Below are 22,333 nucleotides of genomic sequence, written 5' to 3'. Positions count from 1 at the left end.
TTAATGAGCTATCATCATAAACGCTAGAATTCCAAATAGGTAGGGCCCCCAAAAATATGTCTTTTTTTGGGGAGCACTCAGGGGCGGCGGGTGATTTTCCGCTAGAAATTTGAAGCGCTGTTACTTGTAGCAAGGGCAATTCCCGTTAACTGCTGAAGGTGGGGGAAGCCGCTGTCGAACTTTGCAAAGGAAATTGCATGAGCATTAAGTCGTCGATAAAAATTGGGGGAGCCACTGGGTTTTGGGGCGAAACTGACCTCGCAATGGCCCAGTTTCTGTCTGAGGGCGACTTAGACTATATCGTCTTCGATTACTTGGCTGAAATTACCATGTCGATCCTTGCCAGAGCTCGCTCAAACGATGAAACGCTAGGTTATGCGCCCGATTTTGTGACCGCCATGGTGCAGCCAAATCTGCAAGCCATCGCTGACTCTGGTGTGAAACTCATCAGTAATGCGGGTGGCGTTAATCCTCAGGCCTGTGCCCAAGCCATCACGAAGTGCATTGACGAGGCGGGGCTTAATTTAAAAGTTGCGGTCATAGTTGGTGATGATTTACTCCCCAGAGTCACTGAACTGTCAGCAGGCGGCGCCCGGGAAATGTTTTCGCATGAGGCTATGCCTGCCCCTGATAAAATCGCCAGCGCTAATGCTTACATTGGTGCTTTTCCTGTTGCCGAAGCGCTTCTTAATGGCGCAGATATTGTGATTACCGGGCGCTGCGTTGACAGTGCGGTAACGCTCGGTGCTTGTATCCATGCGTTTGGTTGGACCCCCGACGAGCTCGATCGATTGGCGGCAGGTTCCCTCGTGGGTCATTTGATTGAGTGTGGGCCGCAGGTGACAGGCGGCAATTACACCGATTGGGAAGCGGTAGCCGAGTCTCTTGTTGAGGTGGGTTATCCGATCGCTAAGGTATCGATGGATGGCGAGGCGGTGATCACAAAGCCTGCAAATACCGGGGGCACCGTTAGTCGAGGCACGGTTGGCGAGCAATTACTCTACGAAATCGATGACCCGATGCATTACGCACTTCCGGATGTGATCTGTGATTTTTCTTGCGTGGAACTACAGCAAATTGGTCAAGACCAGGTTCAAGTTAGCGGTGCTAAAGGACGGGGTGTGCCCACTGACTACAAGGTCAGTATGACCTGGGCCGATGGCTGGCGGGCAGGGACAATTCTTTGGTATCTGGGTCGAAAGGCGGCGGAAAAGGCTAGGTTTTTTGCAGAAGAAGTGCGCAAACGGGCAGAGCAAAAGCTAACCGCCCGCGGGATTTCTGGTTTCGATGATGTCACGGTCGAGATTGTGGGTGATGAGAGTCATTGGGGGGAAGCCGCCCAATACACTCGTAGTCGCGAAGTTGCTGTAAAAATTGCCTGCAGGCATCAGGACAAACGCGCGGTTGCGCTGTTGTTGCGTGAGGTTTCGGGCGCTGCCCTAGGGGCGCCACCGGGACTCGCCTTTTTTGCGGGTACTCGCGCAAAGCCATCCCCCGTGATTCGTTTATTTTCTATCAAGGTGCCCAAAACATCTGTGGCTTTATCGCTGATCGACGATAGAGGAACCAGTAAGTTGCCACGAATACCTGAGCCCTCGACGTTGTTCACTCCAGCCGAGCCTACGGATATTCCCTCGGTCGGCTTACAGGCAGACGATAATTTTATAACGGTCCCTTTAGAGCGCCTTGCTTGGGGGCGATCGGGTGACAAAGGAGACAAAGCAAATATTGGCATCATGGCACGTAATGAAGTTTACCTGCCCTGGATCGCTCAAGTCTTAACTTCAGATTATGTTGCTACGCGTTTTGCTCATTTCATGACTAGTCCCAGCATCAACAGATACTATTTACCTGGACTCCCGGGGCTCAACTTCGTTCTGCACAATGCACTGGGCGGTGGGGGTGTTGCGAGTTTGCGCAATGATCCTCAAGCGAAGAGTTTCGCGCAAATCTTACTCGATACCCCTATTGCCATCCCTGAAAATATTTTGGAAAGCTAACATGGCTACTATTGTTTCAACGCTGCAATCCGATTCAGAGACATTTAGTGAAAATCGTAACCGCATGCTGGGTTTCGTTGATCAACTAAGGCGCTATGAGCAACGCACCGAGGAAATCTCCAACCGTCGGCTCAAAACATTCCGTGCCCGTAATCAACTCACCCCTAAAGAGCGTTTAGACGCTTTAATAGACCCAGGTATGCCGTTTTTGCAGCTGCATTCTATGGCGAATTTTTGCGTCGAGGAGTCTGATCGTGAGCTCAGCGTACCGGGTGCTTCGGTCATTGTGGGTATTGGTTTTGTCAGTGGTGTTCGCTGCATGGTTTGGGTCGATGACTCGGGCATCGCGGCGGGAGCCGCCACTGATTGCACCCTTAATGTGACGACCTCACTGCTGAAGATATGCCTGCGCCAAAATTTACCCCTGGTGCATCTCGTTGAAAGTGCCGGTGCTAACCTCCTGAAGTACAAAGTTGAACTCTGGTCTGAATTTGGCAGCGTGTTTCGCGATTTAGCACGCCTCTCTGCAAAGGGGCTGCCAACGATGGTGGTGCTACACGGTGGGTCTACTGCCGGAGGCGCGTATATGCCCGGTATGTCTGACTACGTTATCGGAGTCAAAGAGAATGGCATGGCGGCGCTCGGTGGCGCAGCCTTGGTCAAGGCCGCCACTGGAGAGGATGCCGACGATCGGGAGTTAGGCGGTACCGAAATGCATGCCAGCGTTTCAGGGGTTGTGGAGTACCTCGTTGAAAATGATGCACACGGCCTGCTGAAGGCTCGGGAAGTGATGCAGTGCATTGATTGGAACAAACGACTGACGCCTTTTGCTAGACAACCCTACAGCGAACCCCGATATGCCGCTGAGGAGCTGGCCGGGGCTATCCCTACCGATCCGCGCACGCCCTACGATGTCAGAGAAATATTAGCCCGTGTGGTTGATGACTCATCCATCGAAGAGTTCAAATCACGTTACGGCGTGTCGACTGTCTGCGGTCACGCCACGATCACAGGCGTCGCCTGTGGCTTTATTGGTAACAATGGTCCTATCGATACAAATGGCGCGACGAAAGCCGCGCAATTCATCCAGCTGTGTGATCAGTCTGATTTGCCCATTATCTTCTTTAACAATACCTCGGGGTATATGGTGGGCACGCAGTATGAACATGCGGGCATGATTAAGCATGGTTCCAAGATGATTCAGGCGGTTGCCAACGCTCGGGTACCTAAACTATCTCTCTACGTGGGTGCCAGCTATGGCGCTGGAAATTACGGTATGTGCGGGTGGGCTTACGAACCGGACTTTTTGTTTGCATGGCCCAATGCGCGGACTGGCGTGATGGCGGGTCAGAGCGCTGCAACTACAATGACTGAAGTGGCTAAAGCAGGAGCCGCGCGTAAAGGTAAACCGATACCCGAGTCGCAGCTGGAGGCACAGGCCCAAACGATAAAGCAGCACTTTGACGCCCAGGAAGATGCCTTTTACACCTCGGGTCGCGTACTTGATCACGGAATTATCGATCCCAGAGATACCCGTAAAGTTTTGGCGTTCTGTTTGGAAACAATCATTGAAGGGCGTCACCGTAGTCTGCAATCAAACAGCTTCGGTGTGGCGAGGATGTAATTATGACGGCATTACCTGAAACAAAGTCAGTAGATCTCAATCTTGAAAATGGGTGGTTGACGGTCTGGTTTAATCAGCCTGAACGACGGAATCCGCTCACCGATGATGTTGTTGATGATTTGGAGATTATTCTGTCTTCGGTACGTGATGATCGCAGCGTCAGAGGGGTCACATTTAGGGGGCGGGGTGGTTTCTTCTGCGCTGGGGGTGATCTCAAGAGTTTTAACGCGATCGCTAGTGGCGCGCGGGAGCAAGCCATGAGAACCAGCACCCGTATCGGCGACATACTGGCAGACCTCAACGCCTTGCCTCAGGTGACCGTGGCCATGATCGAGGGCGCGGCCATGGCGGGAGGCTTAGGCCTTGCTTGTTGCTGTGACGTGAGCGTCGGTATGAACGATGCCAAGTTTGCCTTTTCAGAAACTCGAATCGGTATTACGCCGGCGCAGATTGCGCGCTATGTGTTGCAAAAATGCGGTTATGCAGTGGGTCGTCGACTCATGCTCACCGCAGCGAGATTCAAAGGTGCGGAGGCGGCAGCTTTGGGCGTGCTAGATCTCGCGGTGGATTCGGTAGAGGCATTGGAAGACACTGAGAGAGCCATTCGTTCTGACGTCCTCGGCTGTGCCCCGGGCGCGGTAGCCGCGTGCAAAGAATTAATCGTCGGCATGCCGCAAACTCCCGATGACGAAAAAGTAATATACGCCGCTGAAAACTTTAGCCGATGCTTACAAAGCGATGAGGGCAAAGAAGGCGTGTCATCTTTTATTGAGAAGCGTAAACCCCGTTGGCACGTGGAGATTGATGTATGAAAACGCTGTCGACTTTATTGGTCGCGAATCGCGGTGAGATTGCAGTACGGGTAATGCGAACTGCGCGTGCATTGGGTATTCGTACGGTGGCCGTTTACTCTGACGCCGATGAAGACGCCTTGCATGTGCGCGAGGCTGATCAAGCGATCCGACTCGGTGGCCCCATTGTCAGTGATTCCTACCTGAGCCAAGAGAAGGTTCTGGCCGCAGCAATCGAGGCTGGCGCAGACGCTATTCATCCGGGTTATGGCTTTCTGTCAGAAAATTCAGATTTTGCTGCCGCTTGCGAGCAGGCGAGCATTGTCTTTATCGGCCCTCCTAATCGAGCGATTGAGGTTATGGGTGATAAGGCTAGGGCTAAACGCGCCATGCTAGAGGCCAGCGTGCCTTGCATCCCAGGTTATCAGGGCGAGGCGCAGGACATCGAAACGCTGCTAGTAGCCGCAGAAGACATTGGCCTCCCTGTCATGATTAAGGCTGCAGCGGGCGGTGGTGGCCGGGGCATGCGCCTTGTCACTGATTTATCCCAGTTACAAGATGCCATTGGCTTGGCTCAATCGGAAGCCCAGAACGCCTTCGGTTCTAGCGAACTTATTATCGAGCGCGCTGTACTTCGTCCGCGCCATGTCGAAGTACAGGTCTTTGCGGATCAGCATGGGCATGTTGTGCATTTGGGGGAACGGGATTGCTCGATTCAACGCCGGCACCAGAAAGTGATTGAGGAATCTCCCTGTCCTGTTATGACGCCTGAGTTGCGCAGTGCAATGGGAGAGGCCGCGGTTAACGTAGCGCGAGCCGTTGATTATGTCGGTGCAGGTACCGTGGAGTTTTTGCTCGACGAGGAGGGGCGCTTTTACTTTTTGGAAATGAATACGCGCCTGCAGGTAGAGCACCCTGTCACTGAGATGGTCACGGGTTTTGATTTAGTTGAGTGGCAGATTCGGGTAGCTAGGGGAGAGCCGCTGCCTGCAGAGCAAGACGATATTGAGCTGTTAGGCCATTCGGTTGAAGTCCGGTTGTATGCAGAGGAACCTGAAAAGGGGTTTCTTCCCAGCACGGGGCCCGTGCGACTGTTCGATTTTCCGGAAGGTGAGGGCATTCGGATCGACAGTGGCGTGGCTAGCGGGGATGAGGTCAGCCCTTATTATGATGCAATGGTCGCTAAGATTATTAGCTATGGGGAAACACGAGAGGATGCACGTCGCCGTTTAGTCGCAACGTTACAAGATGGCGCTTTACTTGGCTTGGGCAACAATCGGGATTTTTTAATCGACGCCCTAGAGCAGCAAACTTTTAAGGATGGTTTAGCAACCACCGCGTTCATTGCAGAGCATTATGGCGACCAGTTCACCCCCCCCAAAGTACCCGGAGCTTTTGTTGTCGGTGCTGCAGTAATTCAGCACCTGCTCGCAATGGGTGAGGCTCATGAGCGGGCACCATTGGTTTCCCATGAGCTTCTCGACTGGTCTTCCCGAGGGCGGGCTATCTCTATTCGCGAATATCGAATCGACGAGGTGGAGGTTAGTGTCAAATTAGAAACGCTTTCAGCGGGGCAGTATCAAGTGGTGTTCCAAGGCGAAGAGTTCATGGTCGAATTCATGGGAATGTCTGACACCGACTGTGAGTTACAAATTAATGGCTGGCGCGAAAAGTTTAATTTTGTTCAAGAAGCGCCGGCGACCCTGCTTTTTGCTAACGCAACGTATTCGATGACGCTCACAGACTATACTCGAGTATCCCCCGAGGCTGTTGATGCCGCAGCGGGTGGCACTGTGGTGGCCCCGATGCACGGTTTACTGCTGGCTGTCGAGGTGTCAGAGAATGAAACAGTGGTCAAAGGTCAACGTCTCGCGGTCCTAGAGGCCATGAAGATGCAGCACGAGATTATAGCGCCCGCAGATGGTGTTGTTCTTGAGACTCCGGGTATGGCGGGACGCCAAATTGCAGCGGGAGATGTGATGGTAGTTTTAGAGCTGGATGAATAGAGGCTCTACCAGCGACTGAGTTATTTTAGCGAAGTGGTTGTTGCAGTGTGCTTGCTGATCGTCAAGGTGTAGTGAGCAACCTTAAGGTTTACTGGCGTGCAATTGGAAGGTATTGGACATGGAACAGGCTAAAGCTTTTCTCGAGGAGTGCCTAGACATCGATGCACTCTTAGGCGATGCCGGGAGTCTCGATCTCTCACGGCCCACGGGTTTCAAGGCCTGGAGCATTGAGACCATCCTGCGGCATCTGCATTTTTGGAACCAAATGGCTTTGTGGGCGCTCGAGAATACTGATCAGCTACAGCAGACGCTGGTGCCGGTCATGGAGGGGCTCACCCGCGGGGATAGTTTGACGCAAGTCGAAGGTCAAATTGTCTTGGCTGAGGGCGATGTGCTCCTGTCGGATTGGCGCGAAACCTATCAGCAGCTTGCACAGTCTTATAGCCAGGCCGATCCATCGCAGCGTTGTCCGTGGGTAGGGCCCAGTATGAGTGCAAGATCTTGTATTACGGCGCGACAGATGGAAACCTGGGCCCATGGTCAGGCAATTTACGACGAGCTGGGCAAGGTTCGCAGCAATACCGATCGTATTCACAACATCGTCATTCTGGGTATCAATACTTTCGGCTGGACGTTTAAGGTTCGTGGAGAGGCGGCTCCCGAAAAAATGCCTTATGTTGAACTGACCGCGCCTTCGGGTGTTCTTTGGAAGTTTGGCGAGGACGATTCTGTGTCAGCAATCAGAGGTACAGCGGAAGAGTTTTCTCAGGTCGTAACTCAGACACGACATGTCGAAGATACCGAGCTGTCCTATACGGGTGAGGACGCCAAGCGCTGGCTCTATAACGCCCAGTGTTTTGCGGGTGGCCCCAATCCACCCCCAACCCCGGGGTCACGGTTCATGCGCGTTAGTTGAGCTTGCCCCCTGGGTTATCGACCTGTCGATACGTTGTATCGCCATCCAGAACAGCTCTTCCTGCGAGTAGCCGCTAATACGGTCCTGTTCTTCGCACGTCTCAATTGCAATAAACGTAGGCGTCACGTCAACCGGCTTGGTTATGCAGATACTTTTTGGGTGGGTTCCTGCCTGCCAAGCGGCTAAGCCAATTTTGTCGATTGGGAGTCGTCGGGCTTCATCGGTATTTTTGTAATAGGTGAGAACCTCTGCATCAAACTGCTGACAGGCTGGACAGTCCGCTGAGTAAATGTACAAAAGCTCAGCGGCGTTACCCTGAATGCAAATTGACAGGCTCAGTGGAAACAAAAAAGCAGCAGCAAAGTGCCTTGCTGTATCCCGTCGCCGGGGCTTACGGGGGCAGTGGGATTGGAAGTTTGATACCGCCATAGTGTGTGCTCTTTAGTGAGCCTTCAATCTTCGCGACACTCGAAGTTCCGGCCTGCATCTTCTGGACAAGGTATTTCGACTGCTACCGGTGCTACAAGCCGCGAAGGTCGACATTTCTCTTCGTTCTGGCCGGCATCAGTTTATTGGAAAACCACGCTACCTTCGAGGCGGACTATAAAACACCGCCACGGCAATTCTACGGCCTGAAAAAGGTCGGCGATATTTTTGGTATGTACTGCAGGCATAAACGGGCTTTGAGCCTAACTGGACATGTCTTACCGAGACCTATTCACCGTCGGATTACGCGTTGTGGGCACCGGGGTATAAACACAAAGGCATGGCCTTAGGGTTTTGAGTTTGCAGTCGTGCTGCTGTTGTTCATACTGTTAGGCACTGTGGCTTAGGTCTAAGCTATGTATTGGGAAGCCTGATGGTGCGGGTCAATACTGCGGGGGGGCGGGCGGAACTGCGCGCTCCTTTAAGCGCCCTGTACTGGCCATACCGCTCAAGCGATACGCCACGTTGTAGTCGTTAAAGTGCGCTAGAGTTGTTTTTGGTTATATGTTTATATGATATAAGAATATAAAATAAAGATGGCTGCAAAGAGACTGAAATAACGCAGCCGCAATGTAAGTGCATTCACGGGGGTGGGGCAAATGCCAACACACGCCAGTCATCAGGAGGGTCGGTTGAGGCCGGCACCAGAGTCATTCCTGTCTGATGAGCTGATATCTGAGGTGTCACAAAAAGGTGTCGATACCCAGCGCAGACAGCTTTTACGGGGTGCTTTTGCGGGTGCATTGGCCGGGGTCTCCAGGCTTGCGATTGCCGATGACCCCAACATTATCGAGGTGCCCGAATGGAGCCGCAGTCTTGGTAAAGCCGTAGCGACAAACCCCTATGGCCAGCCATCGATTTTCGAAGCCAACAACATTCGCCGACAAAGCCCTGGCCTTACGCAAACTGATCAAGCGAGCGTGGCTTTCACACCTTTGCAAAATCTTTTTGGGTGCATCACTCCCAGTGGGCTGCACTTTGAGCGGCACCATCAAGGTTGGGTCGATATCGACCCTCGACGTCACCGACTGATGGTTAACGGGCTGGTGAAAGAACCCCTGGTATTTACCGTTGAAGACCTACTGCGTATGCCCAGTGTGTCGCGCATGCACTTCTTGGAATGTGGTGCGAATACAGCATTAGAGTGGGGTAACTCAGCTGTGCCCACCGTGCAATACACCCACGGTATGTTGTCAGGCTCTGAGTGGACCGGCGTGCCGCTGTCTTTATTACTCGAGCGTGCGGGCTACGACCAGAACGCTAATTATTTGTTAGCAGAGGGTGCCGATGGTTCCGGGATGACGCGAACCATTAATCTTGCCGAGGCACTCGAAGACGCGATTGTGGCCTACGGCCAAAATGGCGAAATGCTGCGACCTGAGCAGGGCTACCCACTAAGGCTAGTAGTGCCGGGTGTACAGGGTGTTTCTTGGGTGAAGTGGTTGCGCCGTTTAGAGGTTGGCAACAAACCCTATGCCACCAAGGATGAGGCCAGTCATTACGTCGATCTTATGCCCAATGGCCAGTTGCGCCAGTACACCGCCATACAAGAGGCTAAGTCGGTTATCACGGCGCCTTCTGCGGGTCAGAAGCTGCTCAGCCAAGGTTATTACTGCATTACGGGTTTGGCCTGGTCGGGTCGGGGCTCCGTGCGCAAAGTAGAGGTTTCTGTCGATGGCGGGCGCAATTGGCAGGAGGCGAGGTTAGAGGGGCAGGTATCCACAAAAATGCTGACGCGATTTAATTTTGACTGGGTTTGGCGGGGCGAGCCGGCATTTCTGCAAAGCCGAGTCCACGACGATACGGGTTACATACAGCCACAACGTGCCGCATTGGTGGCCCAGCGAGGCACTCGTTCGATTTATCACAACAATGCCATTCAGACGTGGCGGGTAAGTCCTTCAGGTGAGGTCGATAATGTTCAGGTGGGCTAGGTCATGGATGATCGGCCTGATTTTTTTGGGTAGTAACGCCTTTGCCGGCGACTATTTATTGGCTCTTAATGCGCTAGGAAGAACCGCAACCACTGCGGAACTCAGTGCCTGGGACATCGATGTGCGCCCTGATTTTACAGGTTTGCCCGTAGGTGCCGGCTCGGTAGAGCAAGGTGAGGTGCTGTGGCTAGATCAATGCGCAAGTTGCCACGGCGATTTTGGCGACTCTAATGAAATTTTCTCGCCTATTGTCTTGGGCAACATTACCGAGAACGATATTCAGACAGGGCGTGTGGCTGCGCTAACAGACCCTGCCGTTGTCAGGACCACTTTCATGAAGGTGGCGACCTTGTCTACGGTTTGGGATTACATCAATCGAGCAATGCCCTGGACTGCACCGAAGTCATTGGCTGTTGATGAGGTGTACGCATTGGTCGCCTACCTGCTTAATCTTGCTTATATTGTCGATGAAGACTTTGTGCTGTCTGATAAAAATATAAGAGATGTTCAAGCCTTAATGCCAAACCGCAATGGTATGACTGAGGACCACGGCCTTTGGTCGGTTAACGGCGTTCCCGACGTGGTTGGCTCGGCGTGCACAACCAACTGTGCGGTCAATACGACGGTTACGTCATCTCTTCCAGATTATGCAATGAATGCTCACGGCAACCTTAGAGATCAAATGCGTGATTATGGCCCCTTTCCCGGCGTGCAGACCGCACCTGCAGCACAGCGGTCGGAATCCCAGTCAACGCCGAGTGACACGTTAGATCAACGACCTGATGACCTTTTATCGGTTAGTGGCTGTACGGCTTGCCATCAGATGAATAAAGCGTTGGTGGGTCCCGGATTCTCTGAAATTCGAGACCGTTATGCGGGGCAGGATGCCGCGATCTATTTGGCCAACAAAATCAAGCAGGGAGGGCAGGGCGTATGGGGCTCGATGCCGATGCCTGCGATGACGAAGTTGGATGATACTGTCGTGGAGACACTGGCACTTTGGCTAGCCTCAGGGCAACTAAACAAGTAAAGGAGTTGACATCTATGGGTAATTTAGACCCTTTGGGATTAACACGGCGAGGCTTAATTAGAGTGAGTGGCGCGCTGTTAGTTGCTGCTGCCTTACCGCAAAAACTTTGGTCGGCAGCATTGCGACCGGAATCTGTTTTTCAGACGACAACCCTTGACGCTACCTTTGAGGCACTTGGCGGTGTCCCAACAATCAGTGAAGGAATTATTTTTTCGGCACCTGATATTGCAGAAAATGGCGCAGTCGTGCCCATTAGGATTGAGGTTGATGCATCCGTGTTGCCTGGAGTCAGCAAACTGTATGTCATTGTAGAGAAGAACCCGAATCCGGTTGCTGCCGTTTTTCAAGTTCCGCCCAATACCCAGCCTTATGCAGAAACTCGGGTAAAGGTGGCGCAAACGGGTAATCTCTATGCCGTCGCGGAGGCGGAGGGTGAGCTCTATATGATGCAAAGAGAAACCAAAGTTACTTTGGGTGGCTGCGGCGGCTAAGGAGAAATACGATGGCCAGTAGGATTAGAATTCGCGCTCAACTTAAAGGCGACTACTGTGAGGTTAAGGCATTGATGCGCCACCCCATGGAAACCGGCATGCGCAAGGATCAGACGGGTGCGTCGATTCCTGCAAATTTCATTGAGGATGTTCAGGTCGTCCATGGTGATACCGTCGTCATGCAGGCTTATTGGGGCGCTGCCGTGTCGGCGAATCCGTTTCTGGGTGTCCGGTTTAAAGGCGGCACCCAAGGTGATGTGGTCAAAGTGATCTGGCGTGATAACCAAGGTGCAACCGGTACTGGTGAGACGACGATTCGTTGATTAGCTGAGCGGGCAATTATGAATAACAGGTTTATCAAGATTATTTTTGCCATCGTCATAGGGCTTTGGTCTGCAACACTTCTGTCACAGGGAGAAGGTATTTTTGACGAGTATCGCGATATGTTGGGCGATGATAATCCAGCGATCTTCGTAATTTTTGATGGCGAGGAAATTTGGTATGCCCCCGCAGGTCCCAAGTCTGCCTCTTTAGAACAGTGTGATCTTGGTCTTGGGCCTGGCGTGGTGGAAGGTGCCTATGCGCAATTGCCGAGGTATTTTGCGGACGTCGATCGGGTTCAGGACATTGAGGCGCGCCTTGAGCATTGCATGATCCAACTGCAGGGTCTTGCCCCCGATGAGGTTAGCGCGAAACCCTACTCGCTGCGAGGTGACCTGGGTACTCAGCTTGAAGCGCTGGTTGCATGGATTGCCGATCAATCTAGTGGTCTCGCAATCGCACCGGGTCAGGCTCATGCTCAGGAGAAATCAGCTTACGCCTTGGGTGAAACCCTTTTCTATTATCGGGCAGGCACTCATGATTTTTCTTGTGCCACTTGCCATGAGCAGGCCGGGCGCCGCATACGGTTGCAAGCCCTGCCAAATCTGACCACGCATGAGGGCGCAGCTGCAGCCTATAGCACCTGGCCGGCCTACCGTATCTCTCAAGGTATTGTTCGCACTATGGGGTGGCGTATGCGGGACTGTATGCGCCAGCAACGAATGCCTGAATTGACAATGGGATCTGAGGCCTCGGTAGCACTGCAGACCTATCTCGCCGTTAATGGCGCCGGGGCCTCTATGACAGCGCCAGGGCTGAAGCGGTAACTCATGATGAAAGCAATCACTCTACTATTTGCCGTTATGTTTTCTAGCCCTCTTTACGCTGACGAGGTCTATGACGTGTTGCTGGATTCAATGGTCGACAAAAACTTTGTCACCGTCGAGCGACTGAAACAAGATGAGCTTCAGGCGTTTTGCAGCAAACCGCGCTCGGCGAAGGTTGATGAGGCTCGTGCAGCGGAGTTGAGAGAAGCAGCACTTGAGGGGGTTCCTAGCCCACCGGGGGGGGATTATTTGGGTGATTGGCAGCGGGGTGAAAAAGTCGCCATAAACGGCAAGGGGCTTCAGTATTCCGACGACCCCAACGCGGCTAATGGTGGTAATTGTTATGCCTGCCATCAACTCGATCCTGCTGAGGCGGCATACGGTACTTTGGGGCCATCGTTAAGCGGCTATGGTGCTAGAGGGCAAAGTGCTGCCATGCTGAAGTACACTTGGACCAAACTTTGGAACACCCACGCGTATAACGTCTGTTCCCACATGCCAAGATTTGGTGCCGCTGGCATACTAACGCCGCAGCAGTTACAGGACGTTATGGCTTTTCTCTTTGATCCAACGTCGCCAGTGAATCGCTCGCAGCCGTGACGGGACGGCCAATAAAAGGAAGCCGTCATCGAACGGCGTGAATTTGGAAAAATGCTGGCATTGGGTGCGGCGGCTGGCTTAGCACTGCCCGGTGTGTCAGCTCGAGCGGCCACAGCTAATCCCTACGATATTGCGCCGACTGGCAATGTTCATCTGTTACATATGACAGATGCTCACGCACAGCTCACGCCGGTTCACTATCGTGAGCCACAGGCGAATATTGGCGTTCACAGTGCGCATAATCGCAGCCCGCACCTTGTGGGAAAGGCTTTGTTGGAACGCTATCAGATTGCATCAGGCACCCGTCAAGCCCACGCTTACACGCACCTTGATTACACCGCGGCTGCACTTGAATTTGGGCAGGTTGGTGGCTTTGCCCATTTGGCGACCTTGGTCAAGCAGCTCAAATCTAGCCGCTCGAATGCATTGCTTCTCGACGGTGGGGATCTTTGGCAGGGATCAGCCACGGCGCTGTGGACTCAGGGGCAAGATATGGTCGACGCCTCTAAACTTCTCGGCATTGACATTATGACCGGGCACTGGGAATTTACACTTGGAACCGAGCGTGTGCAGTCGATTGTGAATAATGATTTGGCGGGGCGCACGGCGTTTTTGGCACAAAATATTCGCGATAAAGAATTTGGCGACCCCGTTTTTCCTAGCCATGTCATACGCGAGTTGAACGGTGTCCCCGTTGCTATTATCGGACAGGCCTTCCCTTATACGCCGGTCGCTAATCCGGCGTATCTCATGGAGGGGTTGAGCTTTGGTATTCGCGAGCGCGAGTTGCAAGAGAAAATTAATGAAGTCCGCCGTGAAGGGGCACAGGTTGTCGTTTTGCTGTCTCACAATGGCGCAGACACAGATATAAAGCTTGCCTCACGGGTTTCCGGACTCGATGCCATTCTCGGGGGCCACACTCACGATGCGATTCCACGGGCGTTGGAGGTAAAAAATCCGGCAGGCATGACGCTAGTGACCAATGCGGGATCCAACGGGAAATTTTTGGGCGTTCTAGATTTTGATGTGCGTGGCGGCCGTATCAGGAACTGGTCCTACCAGTTGCTGCCAGTATTTTCTAATATGCTGACGCCGGATCCAGAAATGTCTGCCTTGATCAATGATATCCGCGCGCCTTACGCTGAAAAATTAGGTGAAGTTTTAGCCACCACAGACGACTTACTCTATCGGCGGGGTAATTTTAACGGCAGCTTTGATCAGCTCATCTGTAACGCTTTGCGGGATGAGCTGGATGCCGACATTGCGTTTTCTCCGGGCTTTCGCTGGGGTACCACATTGCTACCCGGATCAGATATCACGATGGAAGACCTTATGGCTCAAGTGGCCATTACCTATCCTGCTGTCACAGTGAATGAAATGAGCGGAGAACGCCTAAAGTACGTTTTGGAGGATGTCGCCGACAATCTTTTCAACCCCGATCCCTATTATCAGCAAGGGGGAGACATGGTGCGCGTGGGGGGGCTTCAATACAGCATTGCACCATCCGCGGCGGCTGGAGAACGCATTGGTAATCTGCGCTTTAAAGATCAACCGGTTGACGCTTCAAAGTTCTATAAAGTGGCGGGCTGGGCTTCGGTGCGGCGCGTTGAGGGAGAACCCATTTGGGATGTGGTGGCTCGCTGGCTTCGTTCCCAAAAAGTCGTCGGTAATCTTTCCGTAGAGCAACCTGAGGTAAGGGGCTTGGTCGACAACTTAGGGTACGTCGATTGAAAATGCAGTCCAGTGCATGTGAGTGCCTGTGATTACGATATTTCAGTCGGCACCGGCACAGCAGCCGCTTTGGCAGTCGCGATGCCTGAGCTCCGTTCGGGAGTGGTGTGCCCGACAGGGTTACCGGTACCATTTTTTTGGCGATGAACTTTTTGACCGCGTGCCTAGCGCCCTGCGGAATAAGCTGGCAGGACGCACACCGATTATTGCCGATCTTGCGCGTTTAAGTTTGCTTAAGGATCACCTTGAGTCAGAGGGTGGCACTGCAGTGTGGTTGGATGCCGATACCTTAGTTGTCGATGCGTCATGGGCTCCCAATACAGAGGCATCAGTTTGTTTTGGTGAGGAGTACTGGCTGGATACTGACAGCCGAGGACGACTGAAAATATTTAAGCAACCTCACAATGCCTTTATGCTTTTTTCGGCTGACAACACCGTCTTACCTTTTCTGCATCAGGTTGCGCATTCGATTATTGAACGTGCTGATTCGGCAGCGATTTCGCCGCAAATGATAGGCCCCAAGCTTTTGAAGGCGCTGCACTCTCTGGCAGATTTCCCCCTTTGTCCTGAGGCGGGGGCGTTGAGCCCAATGCTTGCCAGTGAACTAGTGCGCGGAGGCGGGCCGGCGATCGATGCAGTGAGAGAAAGTCGCCGGCCCAAGACATGCCTTTGGAATCTTTGTGGTTCTCTGGCTGGCGAGGAGAGCCATGAAAGTAACCTTTTGGCTTTGACTCATGATCTATCATTATTGGAAGCGCTGGTTTGATGTGCTGGTCCAACCCTGCGCCGATTTCTTACTTCCACTGAAATAACCTTCCAGCCGATTGCCAAGGTGGCTTCACAAAGGACAATTAGTGGCAAGAAAATAGCTGTGGGAAAATTTATAAAGTGTAGCTTTCGTGTGTGAGCACATCTCGCGACTTGGCCGGCGCTGCTGTTGCGCATTCCATACTGTGTATTATCCGGCTCTAACAGCCTCCTACAGTCAGGACCCTCAGCGGTGTCGACAAAGCCGCCTTAAATGCTCAGTCCTCGAATAAAAACCATAGGGTAGGTGGGCCCCTGTAGTATTGGTAAAGTCAGGCGGCTCTTTAGCTGTGGCTATGCATGCTTTAGGTCAAAGGCGGTTTTGTCACGAAAAATCTGGTTAATGGCAGGGGTTGTGATTGCCAGTAGTTCAGTCAATCTAATGCCCACTCTCGTTATTCCCTAGTTACGTTTAAGTACTTTCCGAATTACCTGTTCGCTGTGTTCGCCCAATCTATCTAATTTTAGTCTCGTCAATGATTTTTGGTTCTCTGAGCCGCTGGGTTACTTGTGGGTCAATTTAGCAAAAAAATTGTCCGGAAATGATTTGCGCTGGCAAGGATCAGGCGTATTTTGGTAGGGCAGCTGCTAACCAACTGACGAGGTTTTTTAAAGCATGTTGGAGTCGACACCCCCTATCATCTGTATCTTAGGCATGCACCGATCAGGCACGAGTTGCCTGACGGGGTCACTTGAAGAAGCGGGTGTGAATTTGGGTGAGCGTCACACATGGAATCCCCACAACATTAAGGGGAATCGAGAAAATCAGGCGATCGTAGATCTTAACGACTCGGTGCTGGCTGCGAATGCCGCAGCCTGGGATCAGCCGAGCCATTTGGTACGGTGGTCGGCTGATCAGCTTAAGGAAGCACGCCGGCTTGTGACACCAGCAGCATCACCAAAATGCTTTGGTTTCAAAGACCCTAGAACCTTGCTCACCCTTGACGGATGGATCCACGCGCTCCCAGAGCTTCGTTTCATCGGTATTTATCGTAATCCGATGGACGTTGCGCAGTCCCTGAACAATCGCAGTGGCATGCCTATTGAGGCCGGGTTGGAGCTTTGGTACCAGTATAACCAGCGGCTTTGGAAACATTACTGTGTCCACCGTTTTCCTGTACTGTGTTTCGATGATGAGGAATCAATTTTCAAGCAAAAACTAAAAAAGATTCTCACCGGGTTTGGTCTTTACGACGAAAGTACAAAAAAAGAGTTTTATGAGGCGGGTCTTCGAACGGCGTCTGGAGATAGGGCTTACGAATTGGATCAACGCTTTTTAGAGCTGCTAAAAAAATTAAAAGAAATGGCAGAGTAAAACTTATGTTGAGACCTTGGTTTCATAGGTTTAAAAGAAAGGTGAGAACATTGAGTCGCCAGTCGCGCAACACGGGGGTGGCTTTGGTTGTTGTTGTCTACAATATGCCAGAGCAGGCGAAAAAAACGCTGTACTCACTGACGAGCCATTACCAGCAGGGCGTCACTGAAAGTGACTATGATGTCGTCGTTGTGGAAAATCGCTCATTGAATAATTTGCCCGCCGATTTCGTTCAATCACTACCGAAAAATTTCAGCTATCACCTGCGCGACGAAACAAATCCCACCCCTGTTTTTGCGGCAAATTACGGTGCAGCGCTGTGCCGCCGCAGCCACGTGGCGCTTTTAGTCGATGGTGCGCGAATGGTGACTCCGGGTGTCGTCAAAAATATATTACGCGGCCACCGCTTGCATCACAATTACGTGGTGAGTGTTCCTGGTTACCATCTGGGGCGGCAGTTACAGCAACGTGCTGTAGAGCAGGGCTACGGTGTTCTTGAGGAGTCTCAGTTATTGGCGTCTATCGATTGGCCGCGCAATGGCTACAGCCTCTTTGACATCGCCTGTTTTAGTGGATCTTGTACCGCTGGGTTATTTAAGCAGCACAGCGAGAGCAATTGCATCAGTGTTCCTAAGTCTTTGTGGGACCATCTAGGAGGGCTTGATGAGGGTTTTGATCATATGGGCGGCGGCTTAGTTAATCTTGATTTTTACAAGCGCGCCTGTGAGGCGCCGGGTTTCGATCATGTCCTTCTCATGGGTGAGGGTACCTTTCACCAGTTTCATGGCGGTGTCACCACAGGTGGTATAGAACGGAGGGCGAGGGAGTCTCTTATTGGTCAATTTCAGAGTCAATACAGAGCGCTTCGCGGTAGTTCCTTCGAACCCCCTCGAACCACGCCAATATTTTTAGGAGAAATACCAAAGCAATTGATGCGTTTTATAATGAGTTCAAGCCAAGCGCCAGATCAAACGAGCACACAGCCTGATGCGGGTGAACCCCTGCGTTCTGTGCCTAGGATAAGTTGAGCTCAATGGAACCTCGCGTCTATTTCCCCGCGTCGCTACAGCGCTTTGAACCCAAGCGAATGGTATTCAGTACTTGGGTTGATCATCTACCCTTTGCTTACGACCTGGTTGAGGCGCTCTCTCCCAAAATGGTTGTCGAGTTGGGCGTTTATAACGGATTATCATTTTTTACGTTTTGCCAGGCCATGGTGGAGCACGATATTGATGGTGTTGCTTATGCCATTGATAGCTGGGAGGGTGATGCCCACACCGACGGATATGATGATTCGATATACAACGACGTCGCGACTTATGCCCGAGACCATTACCGTGGCATCGCTTACTTGATGCGTACGTATTTCAACGAGGCATTGGTGCACTTTAGTGATGGATCGATAGATTTGCTTCATATCGATGGTCTGCACACCTACGAAGCGGTTAAGGAGGATTTTACAAATTGGTACCCTAAGGTAAGGCCAGGGGGCATTATTTTATTCCATGATGTTATGGCCCGAATAAAAGATTTTGGGGCTTGGAAGTTTTTTGATGAGTTGTTGCTATCGGAACAAGATATCTTTCGATTCAATCATGGTTTTGGCCTAGGTGTTCTGCGAAAACCTGGTGGCCCAGATACAAATAACCAGCTCCTCCAACTGCTGTTTTCTGGAACAGAAGACGAGCAGCAAAAATTAAGGCAGTTATATGTTCATGCTGCGCACTTTCTTGAGGCAAGGCGGCAAGCGACAAAATTTAAAGCGATGGCTGCTGGTAACAAAGCGAAAGGCGGGCAGGGCAAGGCCGCTGAGCCTGTTATAAATGGTGAGGCTTGAGCGTGGCGTTTGCCGCGTTTTCTCATGAATACCATTCACACTTTGAGAATCCGCTTTTCTGGACGGCCGATGTTCGCACGCTTTTTTTAGAGAACGTATTACCATACTTCGCCTTGCATCAACTGATAGTTAGAAACTTCCGCAGACATACAAATAACCCGTAATCGATTGCAGCCGCTACAGATGAAGTCTTGGTTCTAGCCCTTGAAATAGCGATGAATTCGAGATTTTTCGGTAGGAAGATGCCCCATATATATCACGGGCTTGTCCGAGGTGAGCGCAGCGTCTTTGCGAAGAGCATTGTACTGCTCTTGATAGGATTGGGTGCGATTCTGCCGCTGTTCCATGGTGACATTAGTGGTGGTTCCACCGTGTATCTGGTGGAAACTGCCTTCACCGATCAATTGAACTGGCGTTGCGCCCTTGCTATCGCAGGCTCGCTTGTAAAGGTCGAGGTTTAAAAAGCCGCCACCCGGTAAGTCAAAAGCTTCGTCGGCACCCCCCAACGCTTCAAACTTAGTGCGACGCATGAACAGGCAATTAGACTCAAACATTTTGTGCAGCCAATTAGCGCTGGCCGCACCGGCTCGAAAGGGAGCTCCAATTTCGAACAAACGGTAGCCCTCGGTTGGCCATTGTACTGAGTTTAACAGATTATCCTCTACAGCTTGGCAGTAGCCCTTCGCAATTGAGTGGTTTTGCTCATCAGGACCCAAGAAAAAATAGCGGACCGCGACGACCGCCTCGACAAAGGCGTGGCCTGCAGCTAACGCAAATTTAAAAACCCCGGGGGTTACTAAATGGGCTCCGTCAACCATGAGGCAAAGCCATTCGCCACGTGCGTTCTCCGCGGCATGGTTAATGGCAATCGCTGGAGAGGGCTTGGCGTCGTCAATGCGTAAAAGTCTTACCGGCGCATCAATGTGGCTCCAACTATTCTCATCGAGTGGCTTGGGAGACCCGTTATCAACGACAATGATTTCGTAATCGAGGTTTTCAGCCTCTTGCTGGTAGGTGCGCGACAGTGATTGAAGGGTTCTCGGAATCTCTCTCGCCATGTCGTAGGCGATTACGATGACTGATAATGTAAGAGGTCGGTGGTTATCGTTATATTTCAATGGGTGACCTCTTGAGAAAGGCTTCGGTTTAAATCGTCGTGTGAGTTTATCCGGTGTAGCCAAGAACAAGAAATCCGTTAGTTTTAAAAATGGCAAGGAGTTGAATGTTTCGCTGGTTTTCATTGCAGAGTGGTATCAGAGGTGGCGGTTACCTTCGTCAAATTGACGCGCTCCGTGGATGGGCTATTTTACTGGTTTTCTTTTTCCATGCTTGGGGCATCAGTGGAGGCAGCTCAGCATCAGAGCCTTCGCTTTGGTTTTCCTATGTCGCTGCCGGAAGGACAGGTGTCACGCTTTTTTTTGTGATCAGTGGCTTTCTGCTGAGTATTCCTTGGTTACGTGCCATGCAATCGCCCGATATCGCTACGCCGAGCTTAAAGAATTATTACGCGGCTCGGGTTTTACGGATTGTGCCGCTGTATTACCTCGCCGTGTTGACGGCCTGTATTGGGTCGGGTTCTTGGGACACCGGATTTAAAGCGTTTACCTTTCAGGTCGTTGGTTTTGAAGTGTTTCCGTTTAGCGTTGTTTGGTGGACGCTGGTTACTGAGGTTCAATTTTATCTACTACTTCCCCTATTAATATGGCTTCTTGCTGGTGGGGCTAAGCGGCGGATGATTTTTTTATTAGTTTTCGTGTTTTGGGCGGCTACGTATGTATCTCAGGTGCTCGATAATCCTTCGGATGAAAAAGTCAGGTCTTACCTGCTTACTAAGTCGCTGTTTGGCCGACTACCCGCATTTTTGTTGGGTATGTTTTCAGCGTGGATCTTTGTGCGTGCAAGACAGGTGCCAATGTTGAGCGCTAACTGGATTTCTGGGGTAGGCGCTGTAGCGATATTGCTTGCTTTATACGTTAACGGCATGGTGTTGCAACACAGCGTGTCGCTGGGGGAGTGGCGGTCAGAGTCCAATTGGCACCAGCATCATACTTATGAGGCGATACTTTGGAGCATCGTGGTGCTAGTGCTTACACTGACCAAGCCTTTTTTTTACGGAGTGTTGATCAACCCAGTACTGGCTGTAGTAGGCAAAATTTCTTACTCGCTGTACCTTTGGCACGTGCCTATTTTATTTTATCTAATGTATCCCGCAAAAGAGCGGCTTGGCGCCGCCTTTTCTCAGTCCCTAACATTTTATCTTTTGACGTTCGCGGCTTTGTCACTAAGTTTATTGGCGTCGCTATTTACCTACAAATACGTCGAATTACCTGGCCTAAACTTGAAACGTCGGTTGCCCGTGTAGCTAAAATGCGCCTTTTTTGGCTTGGATATGGCAGGTGCTGTAGCCTGTTTCGGGTTACCAGCTTAAGGGTATTTGATTGCTAGGAAAATTTTTTGAGCCAAAAAACCAAGTTTCGATGGCATAACGTGGCCTTATAAAGTCGCCGCCGTATTGCGTTCGGTGTAAGAGAAAATGGTCAAAAAATAACGCGTCCCCAGCTTCAAATACCGGCGTGGTGATTTCATGGCTGGATTGCGATGTTGTCATCGCGTCATCACTCACGGACCAGTCAAAAACAGCTTCTCCTTCCCCTGCGCCTAGAATTTCTGTGAGGCGCTGGGGCAGTAAATCCATTCCCGGAGCTCCCGACTCGCCACCACAACGATTAGCAGCGATCCACATATTTAGACTGTTGATGCCCTCGCCCATAAACGCCCCGTCCTGATGCCAGCCGTTTCTATTGATCGGTAAGGTTGGGCGCCTCAACACCCACTTTAAAGCAGAGAGGCAGGGTGCTTCCCCTAGATAATCAGTGACGAGTTGTTTGATGCCCACCGACTTATAAAGTTCGAGTAAATGCTCGCTGACACTAGCAGACTCGACACACATGGCTGAGCCACCGTCACGGTGGAACTTTCGGGCATAGCTCAAATTGGGTTCTGGTAGGCGTGATGCCAATTGGGGGGGGGGATTAGAAAAGATCGTAGCCAGGCGTGCTGAATGTTCCTCCTGCGTATCGCTGTGTTTTGCAGGCTCCATTGCGAGATCAATGACCCGGCAATAATCAGTCATGGTCGTGCTGTTAAAGAGCTCCCTTACAATAAGGCAGCCTCGGGAGGCCATAGCAGCCCTCAGGTGGTTAACTTCAAATTCCGAGGCATGCACCTCTGGAACTTGTTGACCTTCAGTTAAGGTGTATCGAGGTGCTTCGATATCAATGGCGCGCTGAGTTTGTATGGGTTCTCGGTGAGCATAGTCCAAGAGACGTTGATTAATGCGCCTAAGGTCTTTGGCTGCGTCGCGCTCTAGCAGCGCCGCTATCACCGCATTTCGATAGCGTGATTTTTCTGCGAGCTCTCCTGTCGACATGGTGGCTATCCAGGGTTGAAACACGTGATCAGAGTAACGGCTCATTCCGCCACAAGCCACCATACGTTAAGCGTATCTGGTTTACCCGTTAGTGATTGAATCTTATTTATAAGCGGGCACCTTTGGACCGGGGGTTGTTGACGCGAGCCCGAGCAGGACGTCTTGCTCGGGCTCGCACTGCCTTTGC

20 protein-coding genes are annotated in these 22,333 nt (G+C 51.7%); 17 read left to right on the top strand and 3 right to left on the bottom strand.

Annotation, left to right across the window (positions count from 1 at the left end; genetic code table 11):
• Positions 1–197 precede the first annotated feature (197 nt).
• The 5 genes from ACMAY6_RS11330 to ACMAY6_RS11310 all read left to right on the top strand — a co-directional run bounded on the left by ACMAY6_RS11330 (position 198) and on the right by ACMAY6_RS11310 (position 7,337).
• Positions 198–2,000 carry an acyclic terpene utilization AtuA family protein gene (locus ACMAY6_RS11330; protein WP_435211920.1) on the top strand — a complete coding sequence of 601 codons (1,803 nt, stop codon included), beginning with the start codon at positions 198–200 and terminating at the stop codon, positions 1,998–2,000.
• Between the two features lies 1 nt (position 2,001).
• Positions 2,002–3,624 carry an acyl-CoA carboxylase subunit beta gene (locus tag ACMAY6_RS11325; protein ID WP_435211918.1) on the top strand — a complete coding sequence of 541 codons (1,623 nt, stop codon included), beginning with the start codon at positions 2,002–2,004 and terminating at the stop codon, positions 3,622–3,624.
• A gap of 2 nt (positions 3,625–3,626) precedes the next feature.
• Positions 3,627–4,436 carry an enoyl-CoA hydratase/isomerase family protein gene (locus tag ACMAY6_RS11320; protein ID WP_435211917.1) on the top strand — a complete coding sequence of 270 codons (810 nt, stop codon included), beginning with the start codon at positions 3,627–3,629 and terminating at the stop codon, positions 4,434–4,436.
• Positions 4,433–6,421 (top strand): acetyl-CoA carboxylase biotin carboxylase subunit, encoded by a 1,989-nt coding sequence (locus tag ACMAY6_RS11315; protein WP_435211915.1) that lies wholly within the window; start codon positions 4,433–4,435, stop codon positions 6,419–6,421. Before ACMAY6_RS11320 ends, ACMAY6_RS11315 begins: the two co-directional genes overlap by 4 nt.
• 118 nt (positions 6,422–6,539) lie before the next feature.
• Entirely contained in the window at positions 6,540–7,337 is a 798-nt protein-coding gene (locus tag ACMAY6_RS11310; protein WP_435211913.1) for a TIGR03084 family metal-binding protein, read from the top strand.
• On the opposite strand, the gene ACMAY6_RS11305 is transcribed toward ACMAY6_RS11310, so the two are convergent.
• A complete protein-coding gene (locus tag ACMAY6_RS11305; RefSeq protein ID WP_435211912.1) occupies positions 7,314–7,766 on the bottom strand; it encodes a thioredoxin fold domain-containing protein in 453 nt (150 codons plus the stop codon). The two genes, ACMAY6_RS11310 and ACMAY6_RS11305, sit on opposite strands and share 24 nt — an antisense overlap.
• Positions 7,767–8,422: 656 nt before the next feature.
• Between ACMAY6_RS11305 and soxC the strand changes: the two genes are divergently transcribed.
• The 11 genes from soxC (at position 8,423) to ACMAY6_RS11250 (ending at position 18,716) form a co-directional block, all read left to right on the top strand.
• Positions 8,423–9,757 (top strand): sulfite dehydrogenase, encoded by a 1,335-nt coding sequence (gene soxC, locus ACMAY6_RS11300; RefSeq protein WP_435211910.1) that lies wholly within the window; start codon positions 8,423–8,425, stop codon positions 9,755–9,757.
• 7 nt (positions 9,758–9,764) lie between these two features.
• Entirely contained in the window at positions 9,765–10,787 is a 1,023-nt protein-coding gene (locus ACMAY6_RS11295; protein ID WP_435211908.1) for a c-type cytochrome, read from the top strand.
• Between the two features lie 14 nt (positions 10,788–10,801).
• Complete coding sequence (gene soxY / locus ACMAY6_RS11290) at positions 10,802–11,278, top strand: thiosulfate oxidation carrier protein SoxY (protein ID WP_435211906.1); 477 nt, start codon at positions 10,802–10,804, stop codon at positions 11,276–11,278.
• 11 nt (positions 11,279–11,289) lie between these two features.
• Positions 11,290–11,601 (top strand): thiosulfate oxidation carrier complex protein SoxZ, encoded by a 312-nt coding sequence (gene soxZ / locus ACMAY6_RS11285; protein WP_435211904.1) that lies wholly within the window; start codon positions 11,290–11,292, stop codon positions 11,599–11,601.
• An 18-nt stretch (positions 11,602–11,619) separates the two neighbouring features.
• Positions 11,620–12,426 (top strand): sulfur oxidation c-type cytochrome SoxA, encoded by an 807-nt coding sequence (soxA, locus tag ACMAY6_RS11280; RefSeq protein ID WP_435211902.1) that lies wholly within the window; start codon positions 11,620–11,622, stop codon positions 12,424–12,426.
• A 3-nt stretch (positions 12,427–12,429) separates the two neighbouring features.
• Positions 12,430–13,026, top strand: a complete 597-nt coding sequence (gene soxX, locus ACMAY6_RS11275; protein ID WP_435211900.1) for a sulfur oxidation c-type cytochrome SoxX — start codon at positions 12,430–12,432, stop codon at positions 13,024–13,026.
• A 51-nt stretch (positions 13,027–13,077) separates the two neighbouring features.
• Positions 13,078–14,757: a thiosulfohydrolase SoxB gene (soxB, locus tag ACMAY6_RS11270; protein WP_435211898.1), complete on the top strand. Its 1,680-nt coding sequence runs from the start codon at positions 13,078–13,080 to the stop codon at positions 14,755–14,757.
• A 28-nt stretch (positions 14,758–14,785) separates the two neighbouring features.
• Positions 14,786–15,523, top strand: a complete 738-nt coding sequence (locus ACMAY6_RS11265; RefSeq protein WP_435211896.1) for a hypothetical protein — start codon at positions 14,786–14,788, stop codon at positions 15,521–15,523.
• Positions 15,524–16,180: 657 nt separating this feature from the next.
• Positions 16,181–16,879: a sulfotransferase gene (locus ACMAY6_RS11260; protein ID WP_435211894.1), complete on the top strand. Its 699-nt coding sequence runs from the start codon at positions 16,181–16,183 to the stop codon at positions 16,877–16,879.
• 50 nt (positions 16,880–16,929) lie between these two features.
• A complete protein-coding gene (locus tag ACMAY6_RS11255) occupies positions 16,930–17,907 on the top strand; it encodes a glycosyltransferase family 2 protein (RefSeq protein ID WP_435211892.1) in 978 nt (325 codons plus the stop codon).
• Positions 17,908–17,912: 5 nt separating this feature from the next.
• On the top strand, positions 17,913–18,716 hold the full coding sequence (locus tag ACMAY6_RS11250) for a class I SAM-dependent methyltransferase (RefSeq protein WP_435211890.1): 804 nt from the start codon (positions 17,913–17,915) through the stop codon (positions 18,714–18,716).
• 197 nt (positions 18,717–18,913) lie between these two features.
• Here ACMAY6_RS11250 and ACMAY6_RS11245 read toward each other — a convergent pair whose 3' ends face one another.
• Positions 18,914–19,834: a glycosyltransferase family 2 protein gene (locus tag ACMAY6_RS11245; RefSeq protein WP_435211889.1), complete on the bottom strand. Its 921-nt coding sequence runs from the start codon at positions 19,832–19,834 to the stop codon at positions 18,914–18,916.
• Positions 19,835–19,938: 104 nt separating this feature from the next.
• Between ACMAY6_RS11245 and ACMAY6_RS11240 the strand changes: the two genes are divergently transcribed.
• Positions 19,939–21,078, top strand: a complete 1,140-nt coding sequence (locus tag ACMAY6_RS11240) for an acyltransferase family protein (RefSeq protein ID WP_435211888.1) — start codon at positions 19,939–19,941, stop codon at positions 21,076–21,078.
• Between the two features lie 54 nt (positions 21,079–21,132).
• On the opposite strand, the gene ACMAY6_RS11235 is transcribed toward ACMAY6_RS11240, so the two are convergent.
• Positions 21,133–22,146, bottom strand: coding sequence for a hypothetical protein (locus ACMAY6_RS11235; protein WP_435211886.1), 1,014 nt, complete (start codon positions 22,144–22,146; stop codon positions 21,133–21,135).
• Positions 22,147–22,333 lie beyond the last annotated feature (187 nt).

The sequence above is a fragment of the Luminiphilus sp. nBUS_16 genome, from assembly GCF_051201645.1.
In the GTDB taxonomy this organism is placed as follows: Bacteria; Pseudomonadota; Gammaproteobacteria; order Pseudomonadales; family Halieaceae; genus Luminiphilus.
Note: the sequence above shows the minus strand (reverse complement) of the source record. Positions and strands in the feature narration are given on the sequence as shown.